General features: G+C 38.7%; 21 protein-coding genes. 7 read left to right on the top strand and 14 right to left on the bottom strand.

Features of this window, described 5'->3' with window-relative positions; all coding sequences use genetic code 11:
* Window positions 1-12 precede the first annotated feature (12 nt).
* The 4 genes from LRP81_RS04170 to LRP81_RS04155 form a co-directional block, all read right to left on the bottom strand.
* A complete protein-coding gene (locus tag LRP81_RS04170) occupies window positions 13-534 on the bottom strand; it encodes a DUF420 domain-containing protein (protein ID WP_230499997.1) in 522 nt (173 codons plus the stop codon).
* A 12-nt stretch (window positions 535-546) separates the two neighbouring features.
* A complete protein-coding gene (locus tag LRP81_RS04165) occupies window positions 547-756 on the bottom strand; it encodes a hypothetical protein (RefSeq protein ID WP_317987033.1) in 210 nt (69 codons plus the stop codon).
* A gap of 411 nt (window positions 757-1,167) precedes the next feature.
* On the bottom strand, window positions 1,168-1,971 hold the full coding sequence (locus LRP81_RS04160) for an ion transporter (RefSeq protein WP_230499995.1): 804 nt from the start codon (window positions 1,969-1,971) through the stop codon (window positions 1,168-1,170).
* A 61-nt stretch (window positions 1,972-2,032) separates the two neighbouring features.
* On the bottom strand, window positions 2,033-2,704 hold the full coding sequence (locus LRP81_RS04155) for a uracil-DNA glycosylase (protein ID WP_230499994.1): 672 nt from the start codon (window positions 2,702-2,704) through the stop codon (window positions 2,033-2,035).
* A gap of 341 nt (window positions 2,705-3,045) precedes the next feature.
* On the opposite strand from LRP81_RS04155, the gene zwf reads away from it, so the two are divergent.
* On the top strand, window positions 3,046-4,524 hold the full coding sequence (zwf, locus tag LRP81_RS04150) for a glucose-6-phosphate dehydrogenase (RefSeq protein ID WP_230499993.1): 1,479 nt from the start codon (window positions 3,046-3,048) through the stop codon (window positions 4,522-4,524).
* A gap of 35 nt (window positions 4,525-4,559) precedes the next feature.
* On the top strand, window positions 4,560-5,177 hold the full coding sequence (locus tag LRP81_RS04145; protein WP_230499992.1) for a cyclase family protein: 618 nt from the start codon (window positions 4,560-4,562) through the stop codon (window positions 5,175-5,177).
* 296 nt (window positions 5,178-5,473) lie between these two features.
* On the opposite strand, the gene gndA is transcribed toward LRP81_RS04145, so the two are convergent.
* Window positions 5,474-6,883: an NADP-dependent phosphogluconate dehydrogenase gene (gene gndA, locus LRP81_RS04140; RefSeq protein WP_230499991.1), complete on the bottom strand. Its 1,410-nt coding sequence runs from the start codon at window positions 6,881-6,883 to the stop codon at window positions 5,474-5,476.
* Between the two features lie 117 nt (window positions 6,884-7,000).
* Window positions 7,001-7,642 (bottom strand): DUF1836 domain-containing protein, encoded by a 642-nt coding sequence (locus tag LRP81_RS04135; RefSeq protein ID WP_230499990.1) that lies wholly within the window; start codon window positions 7,640-7,642, stop codon window positions 7,001-7,003.
* A gap of 169 nt (window positions 7,643-7,811) precedes the next feature.
* Here LRP81_RS04135 and htpX point away from each other — a divergent pair, with 169 nt between their 5' ends.
* Window positions 7,812-8,690 (top strand): protease HtpX, encoded by an 879-nt coding sequence (gene htpX, locus LRP81_RS04130; protein ID WP_230499989.1) that lies wholly within the window; start codon window positions 7,812-7,814, stop codon window positions 8,688-8,690.
* Window positions 8,691-8,859: 169 nt separating this feature from the next.
* Here htpX and LRP81_RS04125 read toward each other — a convergent pair whose 3' ends face one another.
* On the bottom strand, window positions 8,860-9,117 hold the full coding sequence (locus tag LRP81_RS04125; RefSeq protein ID WP_230499988.1) for a GlsB/YeaQ/YmgE family stress response membrane protein: 258 nt from the start codon (window positions 9,115-9,117) through the stop codon (window positions 8,860-8,862).
* A gap of 133 nt (window positions 9,118-9,250) precedes the next feature.
* Between LRP81_RS04125 and LRP81_RS04120 the strand changes: the two genes are divergently transcribed.
* Both LRP81_RS04120 and LRP81_RS04115 read left to right on the top strand, forming a co-directional pair.
* The gene (locus LRP81_RS04120; protein ID WP_230499987.1) at window positions 9,251-9,712 is read left to right on the top strand and encodes an SRPBCC family protein; all 462 of its coding nucleotides are present in this window, start codon (window positions 9,251-9,253) and stop codon (window positions 9,710-9,712) included.
* A gap of 48 nt (window positions 9,713-9,760) precedes the next feature.
* Window positions 9,761-10,345, top strand: a complete 585-nt coding sequence (locus LRP81_RS04115; protein WP_230499986.1) for a VanZ family protein — start codon at window positions 9,761-9,763, stop codon at window positions 10,343-10,345.
* A gap of 160 nt (window positions 10,346-10,505) precedes the next feature.
* On the opposite strand, the gene LRP81_RS04110 is transcribed toward LRP81_RS04115, so the two are convergent.
* The 5 genes from LRP81_RS04110 to LRP81_RS04090 all read right to left on the bottom strand — a co-directional run bounded on the left by LRP81_RS04110 (window position 10,506) and on the right by LRP81_RS04090 (window position 16,845).
* Window positions 10,506-13,250, bottom strand: a complete 2,745-nt coding sequence (locus LRP81_RS04110) for a M14 family metallopeptidase (RefSeq protein WP_230499985.1) — start codon at window positions 13,248-13,250, stop codon at window positions 10,506-10,508.
* Window positions 13,251-13,453: 203 nt separating this feature from the next.
* Window positions 13,454-14,203: an oxygen-insensitive NADPH nitroreductase gene (nfsA, locus tag LRP81_RS04105; protein ID WP_230499984.1), complete on the bottom strand. Its 750-nt coding sequence runs from the start codon at window positions 14,201-14,203 to the stop codon at window positions 13,454-13,456.
* Between the two features lie 261 nt (window positions 14,204-14,464).
* Window positions 14,465-15,079, bottom strand: a complete 615-nt coding sequence (locus tag LRP81_RS04100; protein WP_230499983.1) for a TetR/AcrR family transcriptional regulator — start codon at window positions 15,077-15,079, stop codon at window positions 14,465-14,467.
* A gap of 27 nt (window positions 15,080-15,106) precedes the next feature.
* Complete coding sequence (locus tag LRP81_RS04095) at window positions 15,107-16,123, bottom strand: ABC transporter permease (protein WP_230499982.1); 1,017 nt, start codon at window positions 16,121-16,123, stop codon at window positions 15,107-15,109.
* Entirely contained in the window at window positions 16,120-16,845 is a 726-nt protein-coding gene (locus LRP81_RS04090) for an ABC transporter ATP-binding protein (RefSeq protein ID WP_230499981.1), read from the bottom strand. Before LRP81_RS04090 ends, LRP81_RS04095 begins: the two co-directional genes overlap by 4 nt.
* A gap of 418 nt (window positions 16,846-17,263) precedes the next feature.
* Between LRP81_RS04090 and LRP81_RS04085 the strand changes: the two genes are divergently transcribed.
* The gene (locus LRP81_RS04085) at window positions 17,264-18,769 is read left to right on the top strand and encodes a BCCT family transporter (protein ID WP_230499980.1); all 1,506 of its coding nucleotides are present in this window, start codon (window positions 17,264-17,266) and stop codon (window positions 18,767-18,769) included.
* 225 nt (window positions 18,770-18,994) lie between these two features.
* Window positions 18,995-20,320 (top strand): short-chain fatty acid transporter, encoded by a 1,326-nt coding sequence (locus LRP81_RS04080; protein ID WP_230499979.1) that lies wholly within the window; start codon window positions 18,995-18,997, stop codon window positions 20,318-20,320.
* Between the two features lie 339 nt (window positions 20,321-20,659).
* On the opposite strand, the gene LRP81_RS04075 is transcribed toward LRP81_RS04080, so the two are convergent.
* Entirely contained in the window at window positions 20,660-20,947 is a 288-nt protein-coding gene (locus LRP81_RS04075) for a hypothetical protein (protein ID WP_230499978.1), read from the bottom strand.
* A gap of 89 nt (window positions 20,948-21,036) precedes the next feature.
* The gene (locus LRP81_RS04070; RefSeq protein WP_230499977.1) at window positions 21,037-21,981 is read right to left on the bottom strand and encodes an aminoimidazole riboside kinase; all 945 of its coding nucleotides are present in this window, start codon (window positions 21,979-21,981) and stop codon (window positions 21,037-21,039) included.
* Window positions 21,982-22,053 lie beyond the last annotated feature (72 nt).

Below are 22,053 nucleotides of genomic sequence, written 5' to 3'. Positions count from 1 at the left end.
TATACCTCCTACCTAATAGTAAGGTGAAATCATGATATAGACGATGACACCTGTCAAACTTACATATAACCAGAGAGGCATCGTCCAACGTGCGATCTTTCGATGGCGCTCTTTTTGCATGCTCAAGCCAGTTGCAAGAGAATATAAAGCCAATGGAACAATTACAACGGCTAGGACAATATGCGTTAATAAAATAAAGAAGTAAATAGAACGGATGATTCCTTCTCCCCCGAAAGGAGTTGACTCTGTTAAAGCATGATATGTCACATAAGTTATTAAGAAAAGGGCTGTTGTACTAAATGCAGCTAAAATAAAATTTCGATGAATCTTTATATTTTTTTTCTTAATGGCAATTAATGCACAAACTAAAAAGATAAAGGTAAAGCTGTTAAATATCGCATTCATCAATGGCAAAAAAGTGAGGTCCATATGTGCAAGACCTTCATATTGGGGAAGGAAAAAAAGCACAACCACTACAGCATTTATAGCGAGTGAAATGCCGATAATCCATGGTAAAAAATTTATTTTTTTCATAGTAAACTCCTTTTACACATAATATCCGTTATCGCGGGACTTTATTTCTGTAGCTTTTGCCACAAATTTCAAACAAGGTAAACCAGAGGAACGAAAGACAGCTAGAGAAGGAAGTTGTTTCGTTTTAAAATCAAAAGCCTTACAGCCGTTTGGAAAATTTGGGTCCCATGTTACATAAAAGTGTTTGCATTTTAAACAGTTGATTCGTTTCGGCAACCTCACTCCCCCTTCCATTCGACATTATTCCACCATTCATTTTACCACTATCCCTTTGCCCTTCAAATACAAAACCTGCAGAGTCTTTCCCTCTACAGGTAACTGTTCACGTATTATTCAAGATTACTGTCGTGTTTTTATCTGACTTACTGATTTTCAAATACTATTACGTTTTTGGAAATCATACGACAGGCGAAAAACAAATTACATTTTATGGTATAATTAGAATAAATTTCTTTCTGGTTAATAACGGAGGAGGATAATTTATAAATGGTTAATCTAAAAAATTTTACTATTCTATTGCTTCTGTTTAGCACATTATTTTTAATAGCTTGTACATCCATTCAAACAAGTAAGGATGTGAAGTCAACAGAAGGTATTATTATGAAAAAGTTGATGACTGAGATGAACACACCCTCATTTTGCCTCTTTTTTCAATAAAAGCTCCTTCAATTCTGCTATTTCATTTCTTATTTTCGCTAATTCTTGTTTACTGATTTCCACCTTATCATTTTGTTGTTCTTCTTCTCTGGCTTCTTGGATATTGTTAATAATCTCCCCCACTATTAAGTTGAGAACAATAAACGTTCCTATTAAGATGAATGATACGAAATATATCCAGGAAAACGGAAGTTGCTCAAAAATAGGTCGAAAGATTCCACTCGCCCACGAATCTAGAGTAATAATTTGGAAAAGAGTAACAAGTGCTAGGTGAAGTGTCCCAAAATACTCAGGGAAAATGTCTCCAAAGAACAATACACCTAAAACAGAAAATATATAAAAAACTAATGATAGCAGAAGCATAATAGTTCCAAGCGAAGGTATCGTTTTTAAAAATGCCGTCACGAGCCTTTGAAGAGATGGAACAACCGTTATAGCTCGCAACACACGGAATACACGTAAAATCCTTATCGCCGAAATAAAGTAGGTTCCACTAAAGATAAGCACTCCGGCTACGATGACAAAATCAAAAACATTCCATTTACTATGAAAGAAGTGAGATATTTTTTTCTCCGCTAGCATTCTTAGAATTATTTCTATCGTAAAAAACCATAAAAAGAAAACTTCGAAGCTATGGATAAGAGATGCATTTTCTCTTCGTAAGTCTGGATATGTTTCCACTCCAACTAAAATAGCATTCAATAGAATAACACCCATGACGACCTTCATGAAAATGCTATGATTTACTATTAACCTAATTTTTTCTTTCCAATTTTCCATATCGTTCTACCTCTAATTATAAAATTGGCTTTTATTGAACAGATAAAAGCTTAAGAATTTTTCATGGAGTAATACGCCAATTGATGGGTTCCTTTCCAATTTGCGAAAGGATGGTATTCACTTTTGAAAATGGTTTACTGCCAAAAAAGCCTTTGCGAGCAGAAAAGGGACTCGGGTGAGGACTCTTAAGAACAAAATGATGGCTACCATCAATCAGCGATTCTTTTTGTTCAGCTTGTTTTCCCCATAGGACAAAAATGACAGGTTCCCTCCTAGCGTTCAAGGCTTTGATTACTTCATCCGTAAAAAGCTCCCAGCCTTGTCCCTTATGGGAGTTTGCCTCTCCTTTCCTTACAGTCAAAACCGTATTAAGTAAAAGGACACCCTCCTCGGCCCACTCATTCAAATATCCATGGTTCACCGGTTCTATTCCGAGATCGTCTTTTAACTCCTTATACATGTTCTGTAAGGATGGCGGAATACGGTTTCCCTTTTTTACTGAAAAGCTCATTCCGTGCGCTTGGTCTTGCCCGTGATAAGGATCTTGTCCGATTATAACTACTTTTACATCGTGGACGCAGGTACTTTGAAATGCCGAAAACAGCTCTTCTTTTGGAGGAAATATGGTTTGTTGCTGGTACTCGTTCTCCAAAAAATGAAGAAGTTTTTTGTGATACTCTTTTTCAGCTTCCTTTTCCCAGAGAAGCTTCCACTCCTCACACACTTTATCCAACTTTACATCCTCCCGTTCCATTAATCTCTTTTACTTTATCATAGTCAGCATTAATTTTGGGTTTAGAAGTGATCGAAATGCATGCTTTAGACGTTATTTTTTCATACTAACGACAAGCCAATTATTCGGGTGGTGAATGGAAGGTATGATATAGTGAAACGTGAAGATTTTCCGATTGAATTCCTTTCTTATTACCGCTAAAATTAAATACTTGGGTAGGTTATTTATTCAATGTTCCATACTTTTGGGTTGAATGGCCCCATTTTTACATAATTTTTAGTCATAATTCATGAATTGTGTCATCACTTTTTGAAGACTAGACATAAAGCGAGGTTCTTACTTTGAGTAAAAAAGAAAATCCGACTTCTTTAATCGTTATTTTCGGTGCAACGGGAGATTTGGCAAAACGTAAATTGTATCCTTCCATATACCGCTTATACAAAAATGGAAGCATCTCTGAGAACTTTGCAGTGGTTGGGGTTGCAAGACGTCCTCTCAGCAATGAAGAATTCCGCACCAATGTCACCAACTCAGTGACTAGTGTTGCAAACGGGGATGGAAATGTAGAAGAGTTCAGCTCCCATTTCTATTATCATCCATTTGATGTCACTAGCAGCGATTCTTATCAACAACTAAAAGAGCTGTTAAGTACTCTGGATACCTCCTACACCACTAATGGCAACCGTATCTTTTATTTAGCAATGGCTCCTGAGTTCTTCGGTACTATTGCAACCAGCCTAAAAGCAGAGGGATTAACAGAAACCGAGGGCTGGAAACGACTTGTCATTGAGAAACCATTCGGGCATGACCTCCCTTCTGCAAAAGATTTAAATGCTGAAATTAGACAGGCCTTCCATGAATCTGAAATTTATCGGATCGATCATTATCTTGGTAAGGAAATGGTGCAAAACATCGAGGTTATCCGTTTTGCTAATGCACTATTTGAGCCACTTTGGAATAATCGATATATTTCTAACATCCAAATCACCTCAAGTGAAACCCTTGGTGTGGAAGATCGTGGACGATACTATGAAACATCTGGGGCTTTGCGGGATATGGTGCAAAACCATATGCTACAAATGGTTGCCTTGCTAGCAATGGAACCACCGATAAAACTGAACCCGGAAGAAATTCGCAGCGAAAAAGTAAAAGTTCTTCGTGCGATGCGAAAAATAGGTCCAGATGATGTAGAAGATTATTTTGTAAGAGGCCAATATGGTGCAGGCAGTATCCATGGTCAATCTTTACAAGGCTACCGTGATGAAAATTCTGTTGATTCTAACTCCAACACCGAAACTTTTGTAGCAGGAAAATTATTAATTGATAACTTCCGTTGGGCTGGGGTACCTATTTATATCCGTACCGGAAAAAGAATGTCCGAGAAATCTACTAAGGTCGTTGTCCAATTTAAGGATATTCCGATGAACCTATATTATAACCGGGGTGAAAAAGTAGACCCGAACCTCCTAGTAATCAATATTCAGCCAGAAGAAGGGATCACGCTACATTTAAATGCAAAAAAATCGGGTAAAGATATTACAACAACCCCGATTCGCCTTGATTACACAAATAATTGCATTGACGGCATCAACACACCTGAAGCATACGAGCGCCTCATATATGATGCAATGCGTGGGGACATGACGAACTTTACCCATTGGGATGAAGTCGCCCTATCTTGGAGTTTTATCGATGAAATATCCAAAGCATGGGAAAATACTAGAGCATTTGATTTTCCTAATTACGAATCTGGCTCTATGGGACCTAAGCAAGCAGAAGAGCTTCTCGAGAAAGACGGATTCCATTGGTGGCCACTGTAAGGTTTTAAGTTAAAATTGAAAGGAGTTTTTCCAAAATGAAAGTATACGACATCTCTTCTCCAATTTTTACAGGTATGCCTGTATATAAAAACAAACCTGAAAAACAACCAAAGCAAACAACAAACACAAACGGTTATGTAACTGAGAGCAGACTAGAGATTGATGTACACACTGGTACACATGTTGATGCACCGCTTCACATGATTGTTGGTGGGGACACAATTGAAACATTGCCACTAGAAAAATTAGTTAGACCATGTAAAGTCTTTGATCTAACGACAGTTGATGACCGCATTACAGTACAAGACATTAAAGCACTCGATATTCAAAAGGATGATTTCCTTTTATTTAAAACAAAAAACTCCTATGATGAAGAGTTCAACTTTGACTTTGTATTTGTGGCAGAGGATGCTGCAAAATATTTAGCAGAAATCGGTATTAGCGGAGTTGGCGTCGATGCACTCGGCATCGAACGTAGCCAAGAAGGTCACCCAACTCACAAAACGTTATTTACCAACAATGTTATCATCATTGAAGGTTTGCGTTTGAAAGATATCTCAGTAGGTGAATATATCATGTGTGCTGCCCCGTTAAAGCTTAGCGGTGTGGATGCTTCTCCTGCAAGGATTGTATTGTTGGATATAGAAAAATAAAATGATTTTTAGTGCCACCCTTGCCCAATTATTAATGGGCAGGGGTGTTTTTTTTTGATTTTTAGTAGTGAAACACACCCCTATTTACGGCTTGAAGACTATATATCGGCGAAAACGGAGGCGTTATCGACGGATATTTGGATTTATCGACGAAAATGGACCAGATATCGAAGGTAAAGATTTTTTATCGACGAAAACTCGGTACTTATCGACAAGACGACAATGTTCTACAAATTTCGCAGCATTCAACTCTATAAAAAAAACCAACCCACAAGAGGTTGGTTTCCGATCAAAATTTATTTCATCCACTCAGTATGAAAGATACCTTCTTTGTCCACACGTTGGTAAGTATGGGCACCGAAGTAGTCACGCTGCGCTTGAATCAAGTTTGCAGGTAACGTTTCAGAGCGGTAACTGTCATAGTATGCAAGTGCACTTGCAAATGATGGCACAGGTACACCGTGCATGATAGCAACACCAAGAATTTCACGAAGTCCGCCTTGGTAATTTTCCACGATTTCCTTGAAGTAAGGATCTAACAATAGGTTAGCAAGTCCTGCTTCACGGTCATACGCTTCCTTAATTTTTTGTAGGAATTGCGCGCGGATGATACAACCGCCACGGAATATCATAGCAATTTCTCCGTATTTTAAATCCCAGCCATAATCTTCAGATGCTGCATTCAGCTGTGCAAATCCTTGGGCATAAGAACAAATTTTGCTCATATAAAGTGCTTTACGGACACTTTCAATAAATGCTTCTTTGTCGCCAGTGAATGTTACACCTTCTGGGCCGCGTAAAATACCGCTCGCCTTCACGCGCTCTTCCTTCATTGCTGAGATAAAGCGGGCAAATACGGATTCGGTAATGATCGGAAGGGGAACTCCTAAATCTAGCGCACTCTTACTAGTCCATTTCCCCGTTCCTTTTTGACCAGCAGTGTCTAAAATAACATCAACAAGTGGCTTGCCTGTTTCTTCATCCACCTTTGTGAAAATGTCTGCAGTAATCTCAATTAGATAACTGTCTAATTCTCCTTTGTTCCATTCAGCAAATACTTCATGAAGCTCTTGTGCGGAAAGCCCAAGAACATTTTTCAAAAGGTAATAAGCTTCACTGATCAACTGCATATCACCATATTCAATGCCATTATGCACCATTTTCACATAATGACCAGCTCCATCAGGACCAATGTATGTGCAGCAAGCGTCACCTTCCACTTTTGCAGAAATACTTTTTAGAATATCTTCCACTAAAAGATATGCTTCTTTTTGACCACCTGGCATGATGGAAGGACCTTTTAATGCTCCTTCCTCCCCGCCTGAAACACCTGTCCCGATAAAGTTCAAGCCAAGCTCACCTAGCTCCTTGTTACGACGGATGGTATCTGTATAAAGCGTATTACCACCGTCAATTAGGATGTCACCTTTATCTAGATAAGGTTTTAGGGAATCAATTGTCGCATCAGTCGGTCCACCTGCTTTTACCATGAGAAGTATTTTACGTGGTGATTCCAAGGATTGAACAAATTCCTCTATGCTGTATGTACCTTTGAAATTTCTCCCTTTTGTTTCTTGAAGGAATTCGTCTGTTTTTTCCGGTGAACGATTAAAAACGGAAACGGAATAGCCTCTGCTTTCAATGTTCATCGCGAGGTTTTTCCCCATTACCGCAAGGCCGATTACACCAATTTGCTGCTTCGTCATAATATAAAAACTTCCTTTCTTGAAGGATAATTATTTTGTGATAGTCCGAATTGAAAATACCATACTAAGCCCAGTAGAATCAAGCTATTAACCTGCAAGCGTTTACACTTATTTCCCTTATTCTTTTCCGTTTTGGTCTGTCACATACCGTTTTGCCCAAGCTTTTAAATAATTGGTCCTAACCGCTAAAATAGCTACGATCAATGCTCTAAAAATTTTATTCTTTTCCACATCCGAATAACCATCTTCTTTCTCTAAGAAGACTACAATTTCTTTTTTGATTTGTTCTTCTGACAAGAGTCCGTTATGAATTAGTTTTTCATAAAGAATGGCATAGGATTCATAATACTTTATCGGGCTAATGATATCATCCTCACGATCGACTGGATTGTTAAAAACGGAGGATAGCACTTTTCGGATGGTCTCAAAGTCTAGTAGCACTTTCAAATCCTTTACGATAAAAAGCATGGCTACTTGTTGCACCGAATACTTTCGCCCGACCTGTGGAGCACCAATATATCCTTTTATTTCCCGCTTTACCCAGTTCTTCAAAGCGGACTCTGTATAATTTGTACTCTCCAGCTGATTTCCCAGCCAAACAATATTAGACATCGTAAAGCCAATATTTTCTTTCCTCTTTTTAAGAAGAGGATTAAGAATATTTTTCGGCATGTCCTCCCTTTTCTCAACAGGGATTTTCCCTTGAGACAAACTAGTTAAAAAAGCCGCCATATCCGTTCTGCTCCACTCTTTCTTCATGGATCCTTACACCTTCTTATTCATCATTCATGCATTCATAGTAAATTGGTACTTTCATTTCGTCAAATTATGTCAGACACTTTCGTTGAAATATCGGGCAATTCACTCTATAATATTATACAAGAGCATTAGAGGTTCACAAGACCTCAAAACGATCAGGAGGAGAAACATGGCAAAACGTATATTCTTTTTTATTTTAACAAACGTACTAGTTTTAACTACAATTACCATTATCTTCATGCTAACTGGTGCTGGGAATTACATCACTGCAAATGGAATTGATTATGGTGCATTATTAATCTTTAGTGCTATCATCGGTTTCACCGGTGCTTTTATATCCTTGCTAATGTCCCGTTGGATGGCAAAGAAGATGATGAATGTAAAGGTTATCGATCCTGATGGACCTATGAATAGCAGAGAACGTCAAATTGTTGAAATGGTTCACCGCATGTCACGTGCTGCTGGTATCACAAAAATGCCAGAAGTTGGTATTTATCATTCCCCGGAGGTTAATGCATTTGCGACTGGTCCTTCCAAAAACCGCTCGTTAGTGGCTGTTTCCGCTGGTTTATTAAATGAAATGGATGATGCTGCTGTTGAGGGAGTTATTGCCCATGAGGTTGCCCATATTGCCAATGGAGATATGGTAACAATGACTTTACTTCAAGGTGTTGTAAATACATTCGTTGTATTCTTAGCTCGTATCGCAGCATTCGTTGCTTCCCGTTTCGTAAAAGAAGAAATGGCACCGATTGTTCATTTCATCGCTATCATCGTATTCCAAATTGCATTCTCCATCCTTGGAAGTCTAGTTGTATTCGCATACTCCCGATATCGCGAATTCCATGCTGACCGCGGCGGAGCAGATCTTGCTGGAAAAGATAAAATGATTCATGCCCTACGTTCTCTTCAAGCTTATACAAACCGTGTATCTGATGAGAAAGATACAGCAATCGCTTCATTGAAAATCAACGGAAAGCGTAAGAGCGCTCTATTCTCTACGCACCCGGATTTAAGTGATCGTATCGCTCGATTAGAGGCGAAATAAAAAGAGAAGCGCAAGCGCCTTGTTCAGCCCCGACAAGCATAAGACGAGGCAGCGAGAAGGTTGGGACTCACCTTCTTGACGGATCGGCTTATGACCTCGAGGGGCTAGGACATTAATCTAAAGAAAGAGGCAGCCACAAAAATCTGGCTACCTCTTTTTTATTTAACTATTATGTGGCACTTCTAAGTCCTCTAGAAATCAATGTTAATAGGAAAACAAAGATTGCTGCTCCAATGATGGCTGGTACAATCGCAAAGTCTGCAATAATCGGACCCCACGATCCAAAGAGCCCGTGTCCAATCCAAGCCCCTACTAGCCCGGCAATCATGGCCCCGATAATTCCCCCTGGCATCCCACCTGGTGCGATGGCACTTCCTATCATTCCAATTACTATAGCTATTAGAAGAGTAATTAATAATCCTAACATGATAATTCCTCCTTGAATTGATTTTTCTTATTGGTGTTAATCTGTATATTACCGTTGCCAACGTATTTTAAACTTCTTGAATGCAGTACAGTTTGGTATATTAAAGGAAAGATCATTGAAAGGGGTAGTAAAAATGGCAGACTTGCAGGACTCAATTGTCATATCCAAACCAGTTGAAGAGGTATTCTCGTTTGTATCTGATATGGATAACTCCACCAAAATCATGGGAAATGTAGTAGAAATTGAAAAATTAACAGAAGGTCCGTTACAGGTCGGTTCAAAATTTAAAGAAACACGTGAGATTAGGGGGCGTAAAGCTGCCTCTATTATTGAATTCATTAAATATGAGCCTAATGAACATTATTCTGTAAAAAGCGAAGTTAATGGACTGACAGTCGTTTATCACTACGATTTTAAGCCTACCTTGGAAGGTGGGACAACAGTAAACTTCCAAGGAGATATACATACTTCTGGTATTATAATGAAGCTTACCAAACCAATCATCCGGAAAATATTGAAAAAAGAAGACGGCGATCATCTACAACAGTTGAAACGAGTATTAGAGGAGACAACTGAAAAACCCGAAGAAAAGTGACTAGGCAAATCGCATTGCCTAGTTTTTTTGTAAAGGAGCTAGTCCATTTTGAAGAAAATAATTATTCCATTATTACTATCTATTATTAGTTTTTTATTATGCATCCCATTATTTACATCCCTTACTTCAAACTTGCACCCTATCGTACTATTGGTTCTGTTTGTATGTATTTTTGTTGTTACGATTACCATGTTTTTAGCTTTTACAGGACAAAGACTTATTATATCTAAAAGCTTTTTTTATGGGTTTTTCCTTACCTATTCCATTAGTCTCTTCATCCTCCTCTTTTGGCGGCCAAATGATCAAATTTATGAATCCATAAATCTAATGCCTTTTGAAACGATCATTTTCTACTTGTCAGGTACGGTTCACTGGATTATTGCTTTTTATAATCTTGCTGCAAATATTGGACTGTTTGTGCCGTTTGGAATTCTTTTGCGGTTTAAAACTTCAAATCGAATGACCTTGTGCCTACTGCCGTTTTTGCTCATTTCTCTTATTGAAGTCGGGCAGTATATAACGAAGAGAGGTAGTATGGATATCGACGACCTTATCTTGAATGTTGTTGGATTTTATATTGGGTATCTTTTCTTCCCATTGTTTCGGAGAGTGTATTCTATCGGAAAAGGGTAATTGTTAGGTTATTAGTTGGACCCAATTAATGATGATAAACTACTGGCCTTTGGTTCTAAATATGCTGACCTTTTGATTACTTATCAATAGGTCGTTATTTCTCCATTACGATTACACACAAAAAGGAAGAGCACTCTAAGCTCTCCCTTTCTCTTGTTAATCAAGGCTTCTTACCTTTCTTTTTCTCCTGCACATCGTCTAGTAATATCGCATTTGCTAGTAAACGGTAGCTGTGCTCTGTATGGGCACGGAACACAAGATCGTTTGCGAACAATGTCACATTGGAACCGCTTTTAACTTTTGTAGTAATGGCCCATGTTTGTCCCATTACCTGTTCCTTACCTGGCCACCATCCAGCAACAAAATAGTCATCCGATGTTGCTACTTCAATTAGTGTCTCTGCTCCTTTTGGTACAGCTGTTATCCAGGATCCTGTTGTTCCATACAGGACCTCTTCGGTTTCGTAACCAGATGTAATAAAGGAATCATTAGCAACGTTTGTCTTAAGTAAACCTTCATGTGAAAAGTTTGTCCGCTTAAAATCAAAGCCATCAAGTATCTCACTTTGTTTGACTGCCTGAAGTGCACGTCCACCAATCCCGATATAAGACGTACCTGCTGCAATAGCTTCTTTATTGACGCGGCCTGTATCGTCTACAATTACATCCGCTTCATCTACACTAGTAATTTCAAAGCCTAGCTGTTGCAACACAAAGCGGCTTGCACCACTGCCAACTACAGCTACTTTTGGAGCTCCTGCTAACTTTTCTACGTTTGACATGTTATCGATAGGTACGACTTCTAAATAGTAATTGTCTTTTATCTTGTGCAAATCATTACGGTGAACGACATAATCACCTTTGCTATAGCCATTACCATCCGCCGTTGCAATACTTACTTTACTGCCCGAATGTAACAGCTCGTTAACTGCTTTCACTGTTTCGTTATTCACATTTTTTAATACATAATGACCTTTATTTTTATCAATAGATGTACTTGGATATTCTGCTGCTTCCATTACAGAAGTTACTCCTCCAAAAGCATCTTCAGAACGGATTTCTGTCATCGTGAAGCCTCGAAGGTCTGGAAAGTTTACTACAATCGCATCATACATAGCATTCCAGTCCGAAATATCGTCACCTTGATATAAAACAGCATTGGCAAAGCCACGTTTTGCCTGTTTCATCGGTACAATAAAAGTACCTTCAGGATATACTACACCATCCACCTCAACGGAGGCTGTTGTTTTTTCTACCTTCACCCCGTTTCGGATTAGGTAGTCCACCATTTCTGCTGCTTCCCACTTATTTTTTTGCAGTTCATTCATAGGAAGGACATAGTATTCAGGGAAGAAGTTCTCGTTTTCCCCTCGGTCACGGCCAATAATGTCACCGTTTTGGTTTACTAGGAGTTCATCTACGGATCGATTATCTTCTCCATCTACTCCACGTTTAAATAATTTTAGTTGCTGTGAAAAGAGCTCATTTTTATTTTCCAGAACAAAATTCGTTGCTCCAAGGCCAGTATGGACCATTGCATAAAGGGATTGTTGATTCAGCCCAGGCACTTCTATCGTATGACCAAGTGAACCATGTAACATGGAATAAATCGCTGTATATGCTGGTGTCATATCATCCCAGCCATTTTCATAGTCTTCATACGGAATGGCATAAGAATCATAGTCAGAGTTTGCCACCCCAGCTTGTCCCATGGCATGAGCTTGCTGCAGCATATTCTCTAAAAGTAAATCATATTCAAAATTTGGATTATGAGGAGGTGTACAAGGCTCAATTAAAAAATCGCTTACGTAACCATGCATGTCCAAAAAGGATAATGGCGACCATTTAGCAATTTCTTCTGTCACATAGACAGACTCTTGTTGTGTTTGGAAGGCATTGTCTCTGTTTAAATCAAAGCCATTAATGTTGGCACGAGTATTATGTACACGCCCATCAGGATTATGGGTGAAATTAAACAAAAAGATGACATGCTCTAATGCTTCTTCCACATTAATCGTAATTTCCTCTTCTTCTCCCTCTGCATTGGCTGTTTTGAAAGTGATTTCATCGTCCTGTGCGAGCTTACGGAAAATCTCAACCTGTGCATCTATTCCTTCCACTTCATCTGGATGGATATTATTGAACCAAATTGGTACTTGATAATCTCCTATTGTTCCTGCTTCAATCTTTTGTAATAGTTCTGCGGGATTTTCTAATGCTGTAGGAAGTGTGTCATTCAAATATTTATCTACAGCTTCCTGATTTTTTGCAAGTGTAATAAAATGAATATCCCTGCCTTCATAGGACTGGCCCAAGGACTTGTATTCTATGAATCTATCATTTTCGGATTGCGCCGATTCTGTAATTTTATCTAGTTCTGGCTTTAACTGTTCATACGTTAAATATTCATCATATACATTGTATGTAATTTCTTTACTTAACGTTTCAGCTGTTTCTGAATTTGTAACGGATAAATCATATGTACCAATAAAGCTTGGGTACAAAACTCTGATGCTTCGGGGCGCTAGATTATCTGTTCCAAATAATAAACCAAATTCCAATACTGCTGTCACTGTTGTAGAATCTCCAATATAGGTTGGGGATTCTGCAAATGTGATGAACGGGTCTCCTGTATAACCGTTATCCTGCGAACGGTACGTTTTCCATTCTTCTAACGGCTTATTTCCAAAGGTCCAATCTATTTTCTCGAGTGGCACCCTCTCACCGAAGTCAAATTGCACTTCCATTTGCCTTTTTTCTGTCATGGAGACAGTTGATATACTTGTTGTCAGCTCAGCTTCTGTCGTTTGAACGATCGACTCGGCATTGGTTGATTGTATCGGCAACGCAACAGCGAGTAGCATCCAAACAGATAAGAAGGTAATAATAGACTTTCTCCAGTTCATCATTCCAACTCCTTATATTTATTCCTTCGAGTGAGTCTTTATTAATAAATTTAATATTAAAAAAACTCCCTACAAAGTACGATACTAGTACTCAAGAGGGCTTCATAGGGACTAAGGAAACAAATTTTCGTCGTTCAAAAGCACGAAAAAAGACAATCCCTTTTCGGATTGCCCTTCTTCCTACCTACTAATTTTCCAAATGTCTACTTCTTTGCAAAACCTTGTTTATGCAGATAGCTTTTCATATTCATTCGTTTTGGCTGCCTTAACATATTTGCCATTTGACTTGTCCAAGTATCTGAACGTTTACCAGCGGTTCTTGCGTGATAGTAAGCAGAAGCAGTTTCGTTATATTCCTCCAACTGATCTTGATAAATTTGGACGTCTTGCTGATATGCCTCTTCATGATAAACATGCTCTAAGGGAAGTCTAGGTTTTACATCGGTCTCTTGCGCAGGATAACCTACAGCTAGGCCAAAAAGCGGAATTGTATTCGCTGGTAACTTTAAAAGCTCTGTCACTTCCTCAATCTTGTTGCGGATACCACCTATATAACAAATACCTAGCCCCATTGATTCAGCTGCAATGGACCCGTTCTGAGCTGCGAGAGCTGCATCAATAACCGCGACCATAAACTTCTCCGTACTTTCCACAGATTCTGTCAAATCTGCTTTTTCCATTTCTGCTACAACAGTGTGCCTATGCAAATCTGCACAAAACACAAAGAAATGGCCATTGGCTTCCACATAGGGTTGGTTTCCGGCAAGCTCTGCCAATTTCTTTTTCGTTTCTGGTCGTTTAACACCGATGATGGAATATGCCTGAATAAAGCTTGATGTGGATGCGGCCTGCGCACATTCCACGATTGTTTTAATTTGTTGGTCGCTCAAGGGCTTATCTTCAAATTTACGGATGGAACGGTGGGATAATAGCGTTTCTATCGTTTTATTCATTTGGAATCCTCCAGAAGGTTTTCTTTTATATTGGCTGTTTTCGTATACTTTGTTGCTTTTACGAATGTTATTAATATTTCGTAATAATTGATACTGTCGTGCTCTTTTCTGCCATTTAGTTTATTATACAGAATAAGTATTCAAGTAACATTAATATAAAAAGTCCAGAAACCGACCTTTTACAGGTTAATAGCAACAATCTTTTAGAAAAGAGCCCCTATATTACATGTTATAAAAGAACAAATGCGAGTTTCAAGCTTCCTACTGTTTAAGTCCCCCCATAAGAAATAAGATAGCCTCATCCAGTTCCTTTTCAAAATCCAGTTCTTTCGCTATGAATTGTTTCGTCAATATGGTACCTGCGATGGTTGTAACCGTAAACCGCATAATCGTTTCTGGAGGAAGTTGCTTTAACTCCCCTTTTTCTTGAAAATGGAGAATCATTTTTTTGAAGTATGGCAATATCTCTTTTTTAAATAGTTTCACGTACGGTTTTTGGAATTCTTCATGAAAGGCGACTTCCTGAACAAATATCTTAATAATAGGGAGGTTCTGCTTCAAGAATTCATATCGATTATACGCAAAGGTTCTCAAAAACTCCTCATAGCTTGCATAATCCCCCTGCAACACCTCTTTTGAGAAAGCTTTAGTAAAATGAGGAGCAATAAATGTCGCAATAGTGGGAGAAACAATGGAAAGGAGAAGATCTTTTTTCGTTTTATAGTGACGAAAGATGGTCCCTTCTGCAACTTCTGCCTTTTTAGCAATTTCGCTTGTAGAGGTGCTTGCATAGCCTTTCTCTGCAAACATTTCAATAGCTGCATCTAATATTCTTTGATGTTTTTCACTTATTTGTTTTTTCGATTTATCGATCATGTGTGCTCCTTTCCTCTTTAAACTTATTCATGTTGGACGATATTTCTTCAACGCCCTAATGTTCAACATGATGAATAGTAGAGAAAATGCTAGTAAGATGAGAAGGTTAACAGATATATCCTGTAATCCTTTCCCTCTTATCATAATATCCTTCATCGCTTCTCCTGCATAGGTTAAAGGCATTATTAAGCTTATCTTTTGGAGCCAATTAGGCATAGCTTCAATTGGAAATAATCCAGAAAAGAATACTTGTGGCACAACAACAAGCGGGATAAACTGAATCATTTGTAGCTCTGTGCGTGCAAAGGCCGATAGAAGTGTTCCTAATGATAAAGCCGTAATCGCAACGGTAAACGTCACAAACATAACTGTTCCAAATCCTCCTGCCATGTTAATGTCCAGTATGTAAATGGCGAACCATACGATTAAACTGGATTGTACTAGTGTAAATAATCCAAATCCCCCCATATAACCTAGAACTAGTTCCCAACGCTTTATAGGCGTTGCCATTAAGCGCTCCAATGTCCCAGTTGTCCTTTCCCTTAGGAAGGATACACCTGCAATTAAAAATACAAAAAAGAAGACAAAGAAAACAATTAGGAAAGGACCAATATTATCAAACAACTCCAGTTCTTCAGAGCCATAGGCATATACCAAATCGAACTTACTTCCAGGTTCTACAACCTGCATCGGCATCTGGATGGAATTTAATACTTGAATAACTGCGCGGTTTGTTGCTGGATCACTACCTTCCAATACTAACCGACCGGGTGTATAAAATGCATCTAGCTCCCCTTGCTTAATCATATCCCATCCTTCTTGTTCTTCGTTTAGCAATACAAGTTCTGTATCAAGAGTCGCTAATTTTTCTGCAAAGTTATTATCAGGTTCTACTAGACCGATTGTCGGCACCTTTTCTTGGTTACTAAATACCACATGTAAAAGCGTCAAAATGAGTAACGGGGCAAGGATCATTAACGCAAGTGTCCTTTTATCCCTAAAGAACTGTCTAAGTATACGGTTGACGACTGCTAGAATTCTCATACACTTGCACCTCCAAATACTAGAAATGCTTCTTCCATTGTAGTCGCTTCTGTTTTGCGCATTAGCTCTTCCTCACTACCAACTGCGAGTATCTTTCCATCTCTTAACATGGCGAGCCTATCACATTTTTGCGCCTCATCCATTACATGAGTAGTTACTAATACCGTAGTCCCTCTTTCGCTTAAATACTTCAGTTCCTTCCATATCGATCGCCTTAACAGTGGATCGATTCCAACTGTAGGCTCATCTAAAATCAAAATTTCTGGTTCATGTAACAGAGAAATCGCGAGTGAAAGTCTACGCTTCATGCCACCTGAATACTTTTGTACAGGCTTATGGAGGTGGTCTGAGAGATTAACGAGCTGGCTCACTTCTTTTATTCTCTCTTTTTGCATATTGCCTGTCACTTTATACAGAGATGAAAAGAATTGAAGATTTTCGTAAGCGGTCAATTCATGGTAAAGTGCATCTGATTGCGCCATATAGCCAATCTTTTCTGAAAGTTTTATGTTGGGCATGTTTTCCCCTTGCACCACTATCTTTCCAGTATTTATTGATTGAAGCCCTGCTATCGCTTTAACCAATGTTGTTTTTCCTGCACCGGAAGGGCCCAGTAAACCGAACACTTCTCCTTTTTTGACGTTTAATTCAATGTTTTCTAACACTGGTGTCTTTCCAAAAGCAATGGATAGACCTTGAACAGCGATTACTGTATTTGACATAAACATCGCCTCATTTCTTTTTGTGAGTGATTACTCACTTTTATTTCAAGATAACCTGTAGACTAGTTTTTTGTCAATACATTTCTGTTTTATAATTAACGGCTGTTTTCGCAAACTTTGTTGCTTTTACGAAATTTATAAGATACTCGTAATAATCGTTACTGTCGTGCTCTTTTTCTGCATTTAGTTTCAGTCAAAAGGACAAGTTTTCAATGAACATGCACGTGAAAAGTCCAGAACCCTACTTTTCTAGTGAAAAGTCCAGAACCCGACTTTTCTAGTGAAAAGCCCAGAACCCTACTTTTTACCGGTTACTAGCAACACCCTTTTAGAAAAGAGCCTAATTAAAAGTGTAAATATATCAAAGATAGGGAAACATAAACTACTAGCTTACTTGTAAAAAAGATTGGGGAGAAAAATGTTGAGAAAACTTGATATTGTCTTTTGGTTTTCTGCCATAGTGGTGGCAGTGCTTGTTGTAATAGGTGCTTTTGCACCAGATGCTTTTGGGGCAGCTGCAACAAGACTATTTGATTTTACTACATATGCATTTGGTTGGTTCTACTTATTATCGGTATTATTTTTCGTCTTATTTTGTATCTTTTTAGCACTATCGAGATATGGAAAGATTCGACTGGGTAGCGATGAGGATCGCCCTGAGTACCCACTTTTCACTTGGATTGGCATGCTTTTTAGTGCAGGTTTCGGAATAGGACTAGTATTTTATGGAGTTGCCGAGCCGATGAGCCATTTCTATACTCCACCTCGAGAAACAGTGGATGCACTTAGTGATCAAGCTGCACGAACAGCCATGCAGTACTCTTTTTTCCATTGGGGGGTAAGCCAGTGGTCCGTCTTTACAATCGTCGGACTCGCTATTGGCTATTTTCAATTTCGTAAAAAAGAAGATGGTTTAATCTCCACAACACTAAAACCGATTATCGGGGACAAAAAACGCGAATACATACGTAAACCAATTGATATTCTTGCCGTAATCGCAACAGTAATGGGAGTAGCAACTTCCTTAGGTTTAGGTATTCTACAAATTAATGGTGGATTAGATGCTGTGTTTGGAATACCAAACAATGCCTTCACGCAGTTGATAGTCATCTTCATTATTTTAGTTTTATACCTTTCTTCCACCATATCTGGAATTGATCGTGGAATAAAATACTTAAGCAATTTTAATTTAGCGTTCGCATTGATCATCATGGTTTTTGTTTTCTTTACTGGGCCCACCGTGTTTATTTTAAATACATTTACACTTGGGATAGGAGATTACATTTCCAATTTTATTAATACCAGCTTACGTCTCACTCCCTATGAAGGCGGGACATGGGTACGAGATTGGACGATTTTTTACTGGGCATGGGCTACTGCTTGGTCACCTTTCGTTGGAGCTTTTATTGCCCGTGTATCAAGAGGTAGAACGATTCGGGAGTTTGTTTTCGGAGTGTTGATTGTACCACCAGTTATTGCACTGTTCTGGATTGCTGTTTTTGGTGGGACTGCTCTTCATCTTGATCTTTTTGGTGGTACCACTATCGCTCAAGCCGTGGATGCTGACATTACCTCTGCATTATTTGTCACACTCGCAGAATTACCGTTCAGCTTACTTCTTTCAGGTCTATCCATTTTGCTTATTATTACATTCTTAATTACATCGGCAGATTCTGCTACCTATATTTTAGGAACTATGACTTCAGGAGGGAGCTTGAATCCCCCTTTACTGTTACGAGTCATTTGGGGAACATTAATGGCTGCAATTGCAGCGGTGCTATTGATGGCAAGTGGACTAGAAGGGTTACAAACCGCTTCACTCGTATCAGCTTTGCCATTTACAGTAATCTTAATAGCCATCTGTTATTCTCTATTCCGTTCCGTTAAGAGTGAACCAGGCTTAAAAAGAAATAGAAAAATATAACGCACATGTTGTACGAAATAGTTCTTCTTCAGGGCAAGCTTCTCATGTCAGTTTATTATATATAGAAAGACCGTGCTGTTCAGGATTTTGGAACAGCATGGTCTTTTTCACTCTACCTTAATAAAGAGAAACCACCAAAAAAAGAAGGAAATCTACGATGTATATAGAAATGGTAACTGGAGGATGGCAGAAATTTCGACAAAATTTACTGGGGGGAAAGTATTTGTGAAATATATCACGTCTTTTTTTAACCGTATTATGCAACGTTATTTACCTGATCCTTTCTTGTTTGTTATTATTCTTACATTTGTAGTATTTGGATTAGGCCTTATATTCACTGATAGTGGTCCTGTTGAGATGGTACAACATTGGGGTGGCGGATTTTGGGGATTATTAGCTTTCTCTATGCAAATGGTGCTCGTACTTGTCACCGGTCATGTATTAGCTAGCAGTCCGATTTTCAAAAAAATTCTAGGTGCAATGGCTTCTACTGCCAAATCACCTGGCTCAGCTATTATTATCGTGACCATCGTTTCTACTATTGCCAGCTGGATCAATTGGGGCTTCGGTTTAGTTATCGGGGCACTCTTTGCAAAGGAATTAGCCAAAAGAGTGAAAAATGTGGATTATCGCCTCTTAATAGCAAGCGCTTACACAGGTTTCATTGTATGGCATGGCGGTTTATCCGGCTCGATTCCTTTAACGATCGCAACAGAAGGACATTTTTCTGCTGACTCAATTGGCATAATTCCAACAGGTCAAACCATATTTTCTACAATGAATTTAGTGATAGTTGGAGCATTATTTGTTATTCTCCCGCTACTTAATCGCCTCATGCTACCATCTAAGGATGAGGCTGTCACGGTAGATCCCGCCGTCCTTGAGGATCCTGCAAGCATGCAGGCAGCAGCCTTAGATCACAAACAAATGACACCTGCTGAGCGTCTCGAGAACAGTTGGATTATTTCACTTGGAGTCTCGGTAATGGGGCTAGTTTTCTTATTCTACTATTTTGCAGGGAATGGTTTTTTATTAAATCTTGATATTGTAAATTTCCTCTTCTTGTTTCTCGGAATATTGTTCCATTGGCGTCCAATCCGTTTCCTTGAGGCAGTAGTGAATGCCATAAAGGGAGCGAGCGGCATCATTATTCAGTTCCCTTTTTACGCAGGAATTATGGGAATCATCACTGCTTCTGGACTAGCAGATGTAATGTCTGAAGCTTTTGTGAGCATATCCAATGAATACACATTCCACTTTTTTGTATTCTTGAGCGCTGGTATTGTGAATATTTTCGTTCCTTCTGGTGGCGGCCAATGGGCAGTACAGGCTCCAGTTGTTCTAGAGGCTGCCCAAGCAATGAATGTTTCTATTCCAAAAACAGCAATGGCCGTCGCATGGGGAGATGCATGGACAAATCTCATCCAACCATTTTGGGCATTACCAGCACTTGCCATCGCTGGCCTAAAAGCCAAGGATATAATGGGATTTTGTGTGATCGTGCTCTTTATATCAGGCGCAGTCATCTCGCTTGCCTTCTTATTTTTGTAAAGTTGAAAGCGCTTGAAGCATTGAAATACTAATTTAAAACCGTCAAACGGGACTGTCTAGAAATTGAATACTTTCGTCTGACAGTCCCACTTAATTAGAAAAGCTCTATAAAACAACGCCGTTTATCTCCGCAATAGGCATCGCCTTCCGGGGGTATCAAGCCTATCGCTATTTTCCGGCTAGACAAGGAAGTCTACGGCAGCATTACATCGCAACCAGAAATGCCTACATTTTCAAGGAGTCTTCGTCTTTTTCTCCAATAAACAGCTAGAATATCCTCTCTATCAAAGAGTACCTCTTAAATAAGTATTCCAATTGATATGCCTCTCTAAAGGTGATTTAAGGTCCGTAAAAAACCATAAACAGCATTAGTAATAGATTTGAAACTAACAATATCTTCCCTAATAATGTTCTTATGGCTAAAACGGAAAAGATAATAGCAAGGATAAATGAGGTAATAGCAATCTTTGATGGAAAATAGGTAAAATCTAAAATACCTATCATCGGAAAGGACAATATAACGATGCTAATAAATAATAATAGTAATGAAAAAGAAGAAGCAAGCGTGACATAGCTAAAAGTAATTAACTTTTTCAAGTGCTCTTTTTCATAACTATTATTTTCCATATTTTCCCCCTTTGTCTATTAATATATTTTTGCATCTATCTCTTCCATAAACCTGCCTGCCACCATAAGCTGTTTTTTAAAGAAGTTTCCTAATTCCCTAAAATAGACTGAACTTTTTCTAAAGATGGTAAAGCTGTCATGGCGCCTTTTTCTGATGCTGCTAAGGAACCGGAAACGCTCGCAAAGTGTGCCATTCTCACTGCTTCTGTTAAAGAGATGTTCCGAATGTCACCATCATATTCATGTACCTGGTATAATATTCCTGATACAAATGCATCCCCGGCTCCTGTGGAATCCACTGTTTTTATTTTGCGGGCAGAGACATGTTTCTGCCCATCTTTTGTAAATACATAGCTTCCACCTTCCCCTAGTGTAATAAGAATAAGTGGAAGATTATATGTTTCAAGTGCCGTAACGCCCTTAACAATATCCTTTTCTCCTGTAATAAACTCTAATTCCTCCTCGGATATTTTTAATATGTCAGCATAGCTAAGCATTGAAAGAATTTGTGACCTTGCTGCTTCTTCCTTCTCCCAAAGACTAAGTCGAAGATTAGGATCATATGAGACAATGAGTCCGTATTGCCGTGCTAGTGATACTGCCTTCTTGGTAGCACTTCTAGAAGGCTCGCCAATAAGGGAGATTGAACCAAAATGTAATACTTTATGAGTTTCAAAGAGCTCTTCCTCTATATCTTCTTCATTTAATAATCTATCAGCACTTGGATTTATATAGAAATCGAAGCTTCGTTCACCATCTTTAAGTGTAACAAAAACAACTCCGGTTCTTGTGTCATCTGTAAATAATAAAAAATCCGTATTTACTCCGTAATCTCTCAACGTTTTTTTTAGAAATTTGCCCAGCACATCATTTCCGACCTTGCCGATAAAGGTCGATGGTAATTCAAGTCTTGCCACACCAACTGCAACGTTCGCCGGTGCTCCGCCAGGACTTTTTTGATAGGTAAGGTTTTCGTGATCCATTGGTATGAAATCTATTAATGCTTCTCCTAAAGAGATGATTCCTTTTTTCATTAAACGTTCTCCTTTCACAATATTGGTAGCAGTTATTTTGTGGATAGTATTTCTTACTATTATATACATTTC

It is taken from the genome of Sutcliffiella rhizosphaerae, assembly GCF_917563925.1.
Lineage (GTDB): Bacteria > Bacillota > Bacilli > Bacillales > Bacillaceae_I > Sutcliffiella_A > Sutcliffiella_A rhizosphaerae.
Note: the sequence above shows the minus strand (reverse complement) of the source record. Positions and strands in the feature narration are given on the sequence as shown.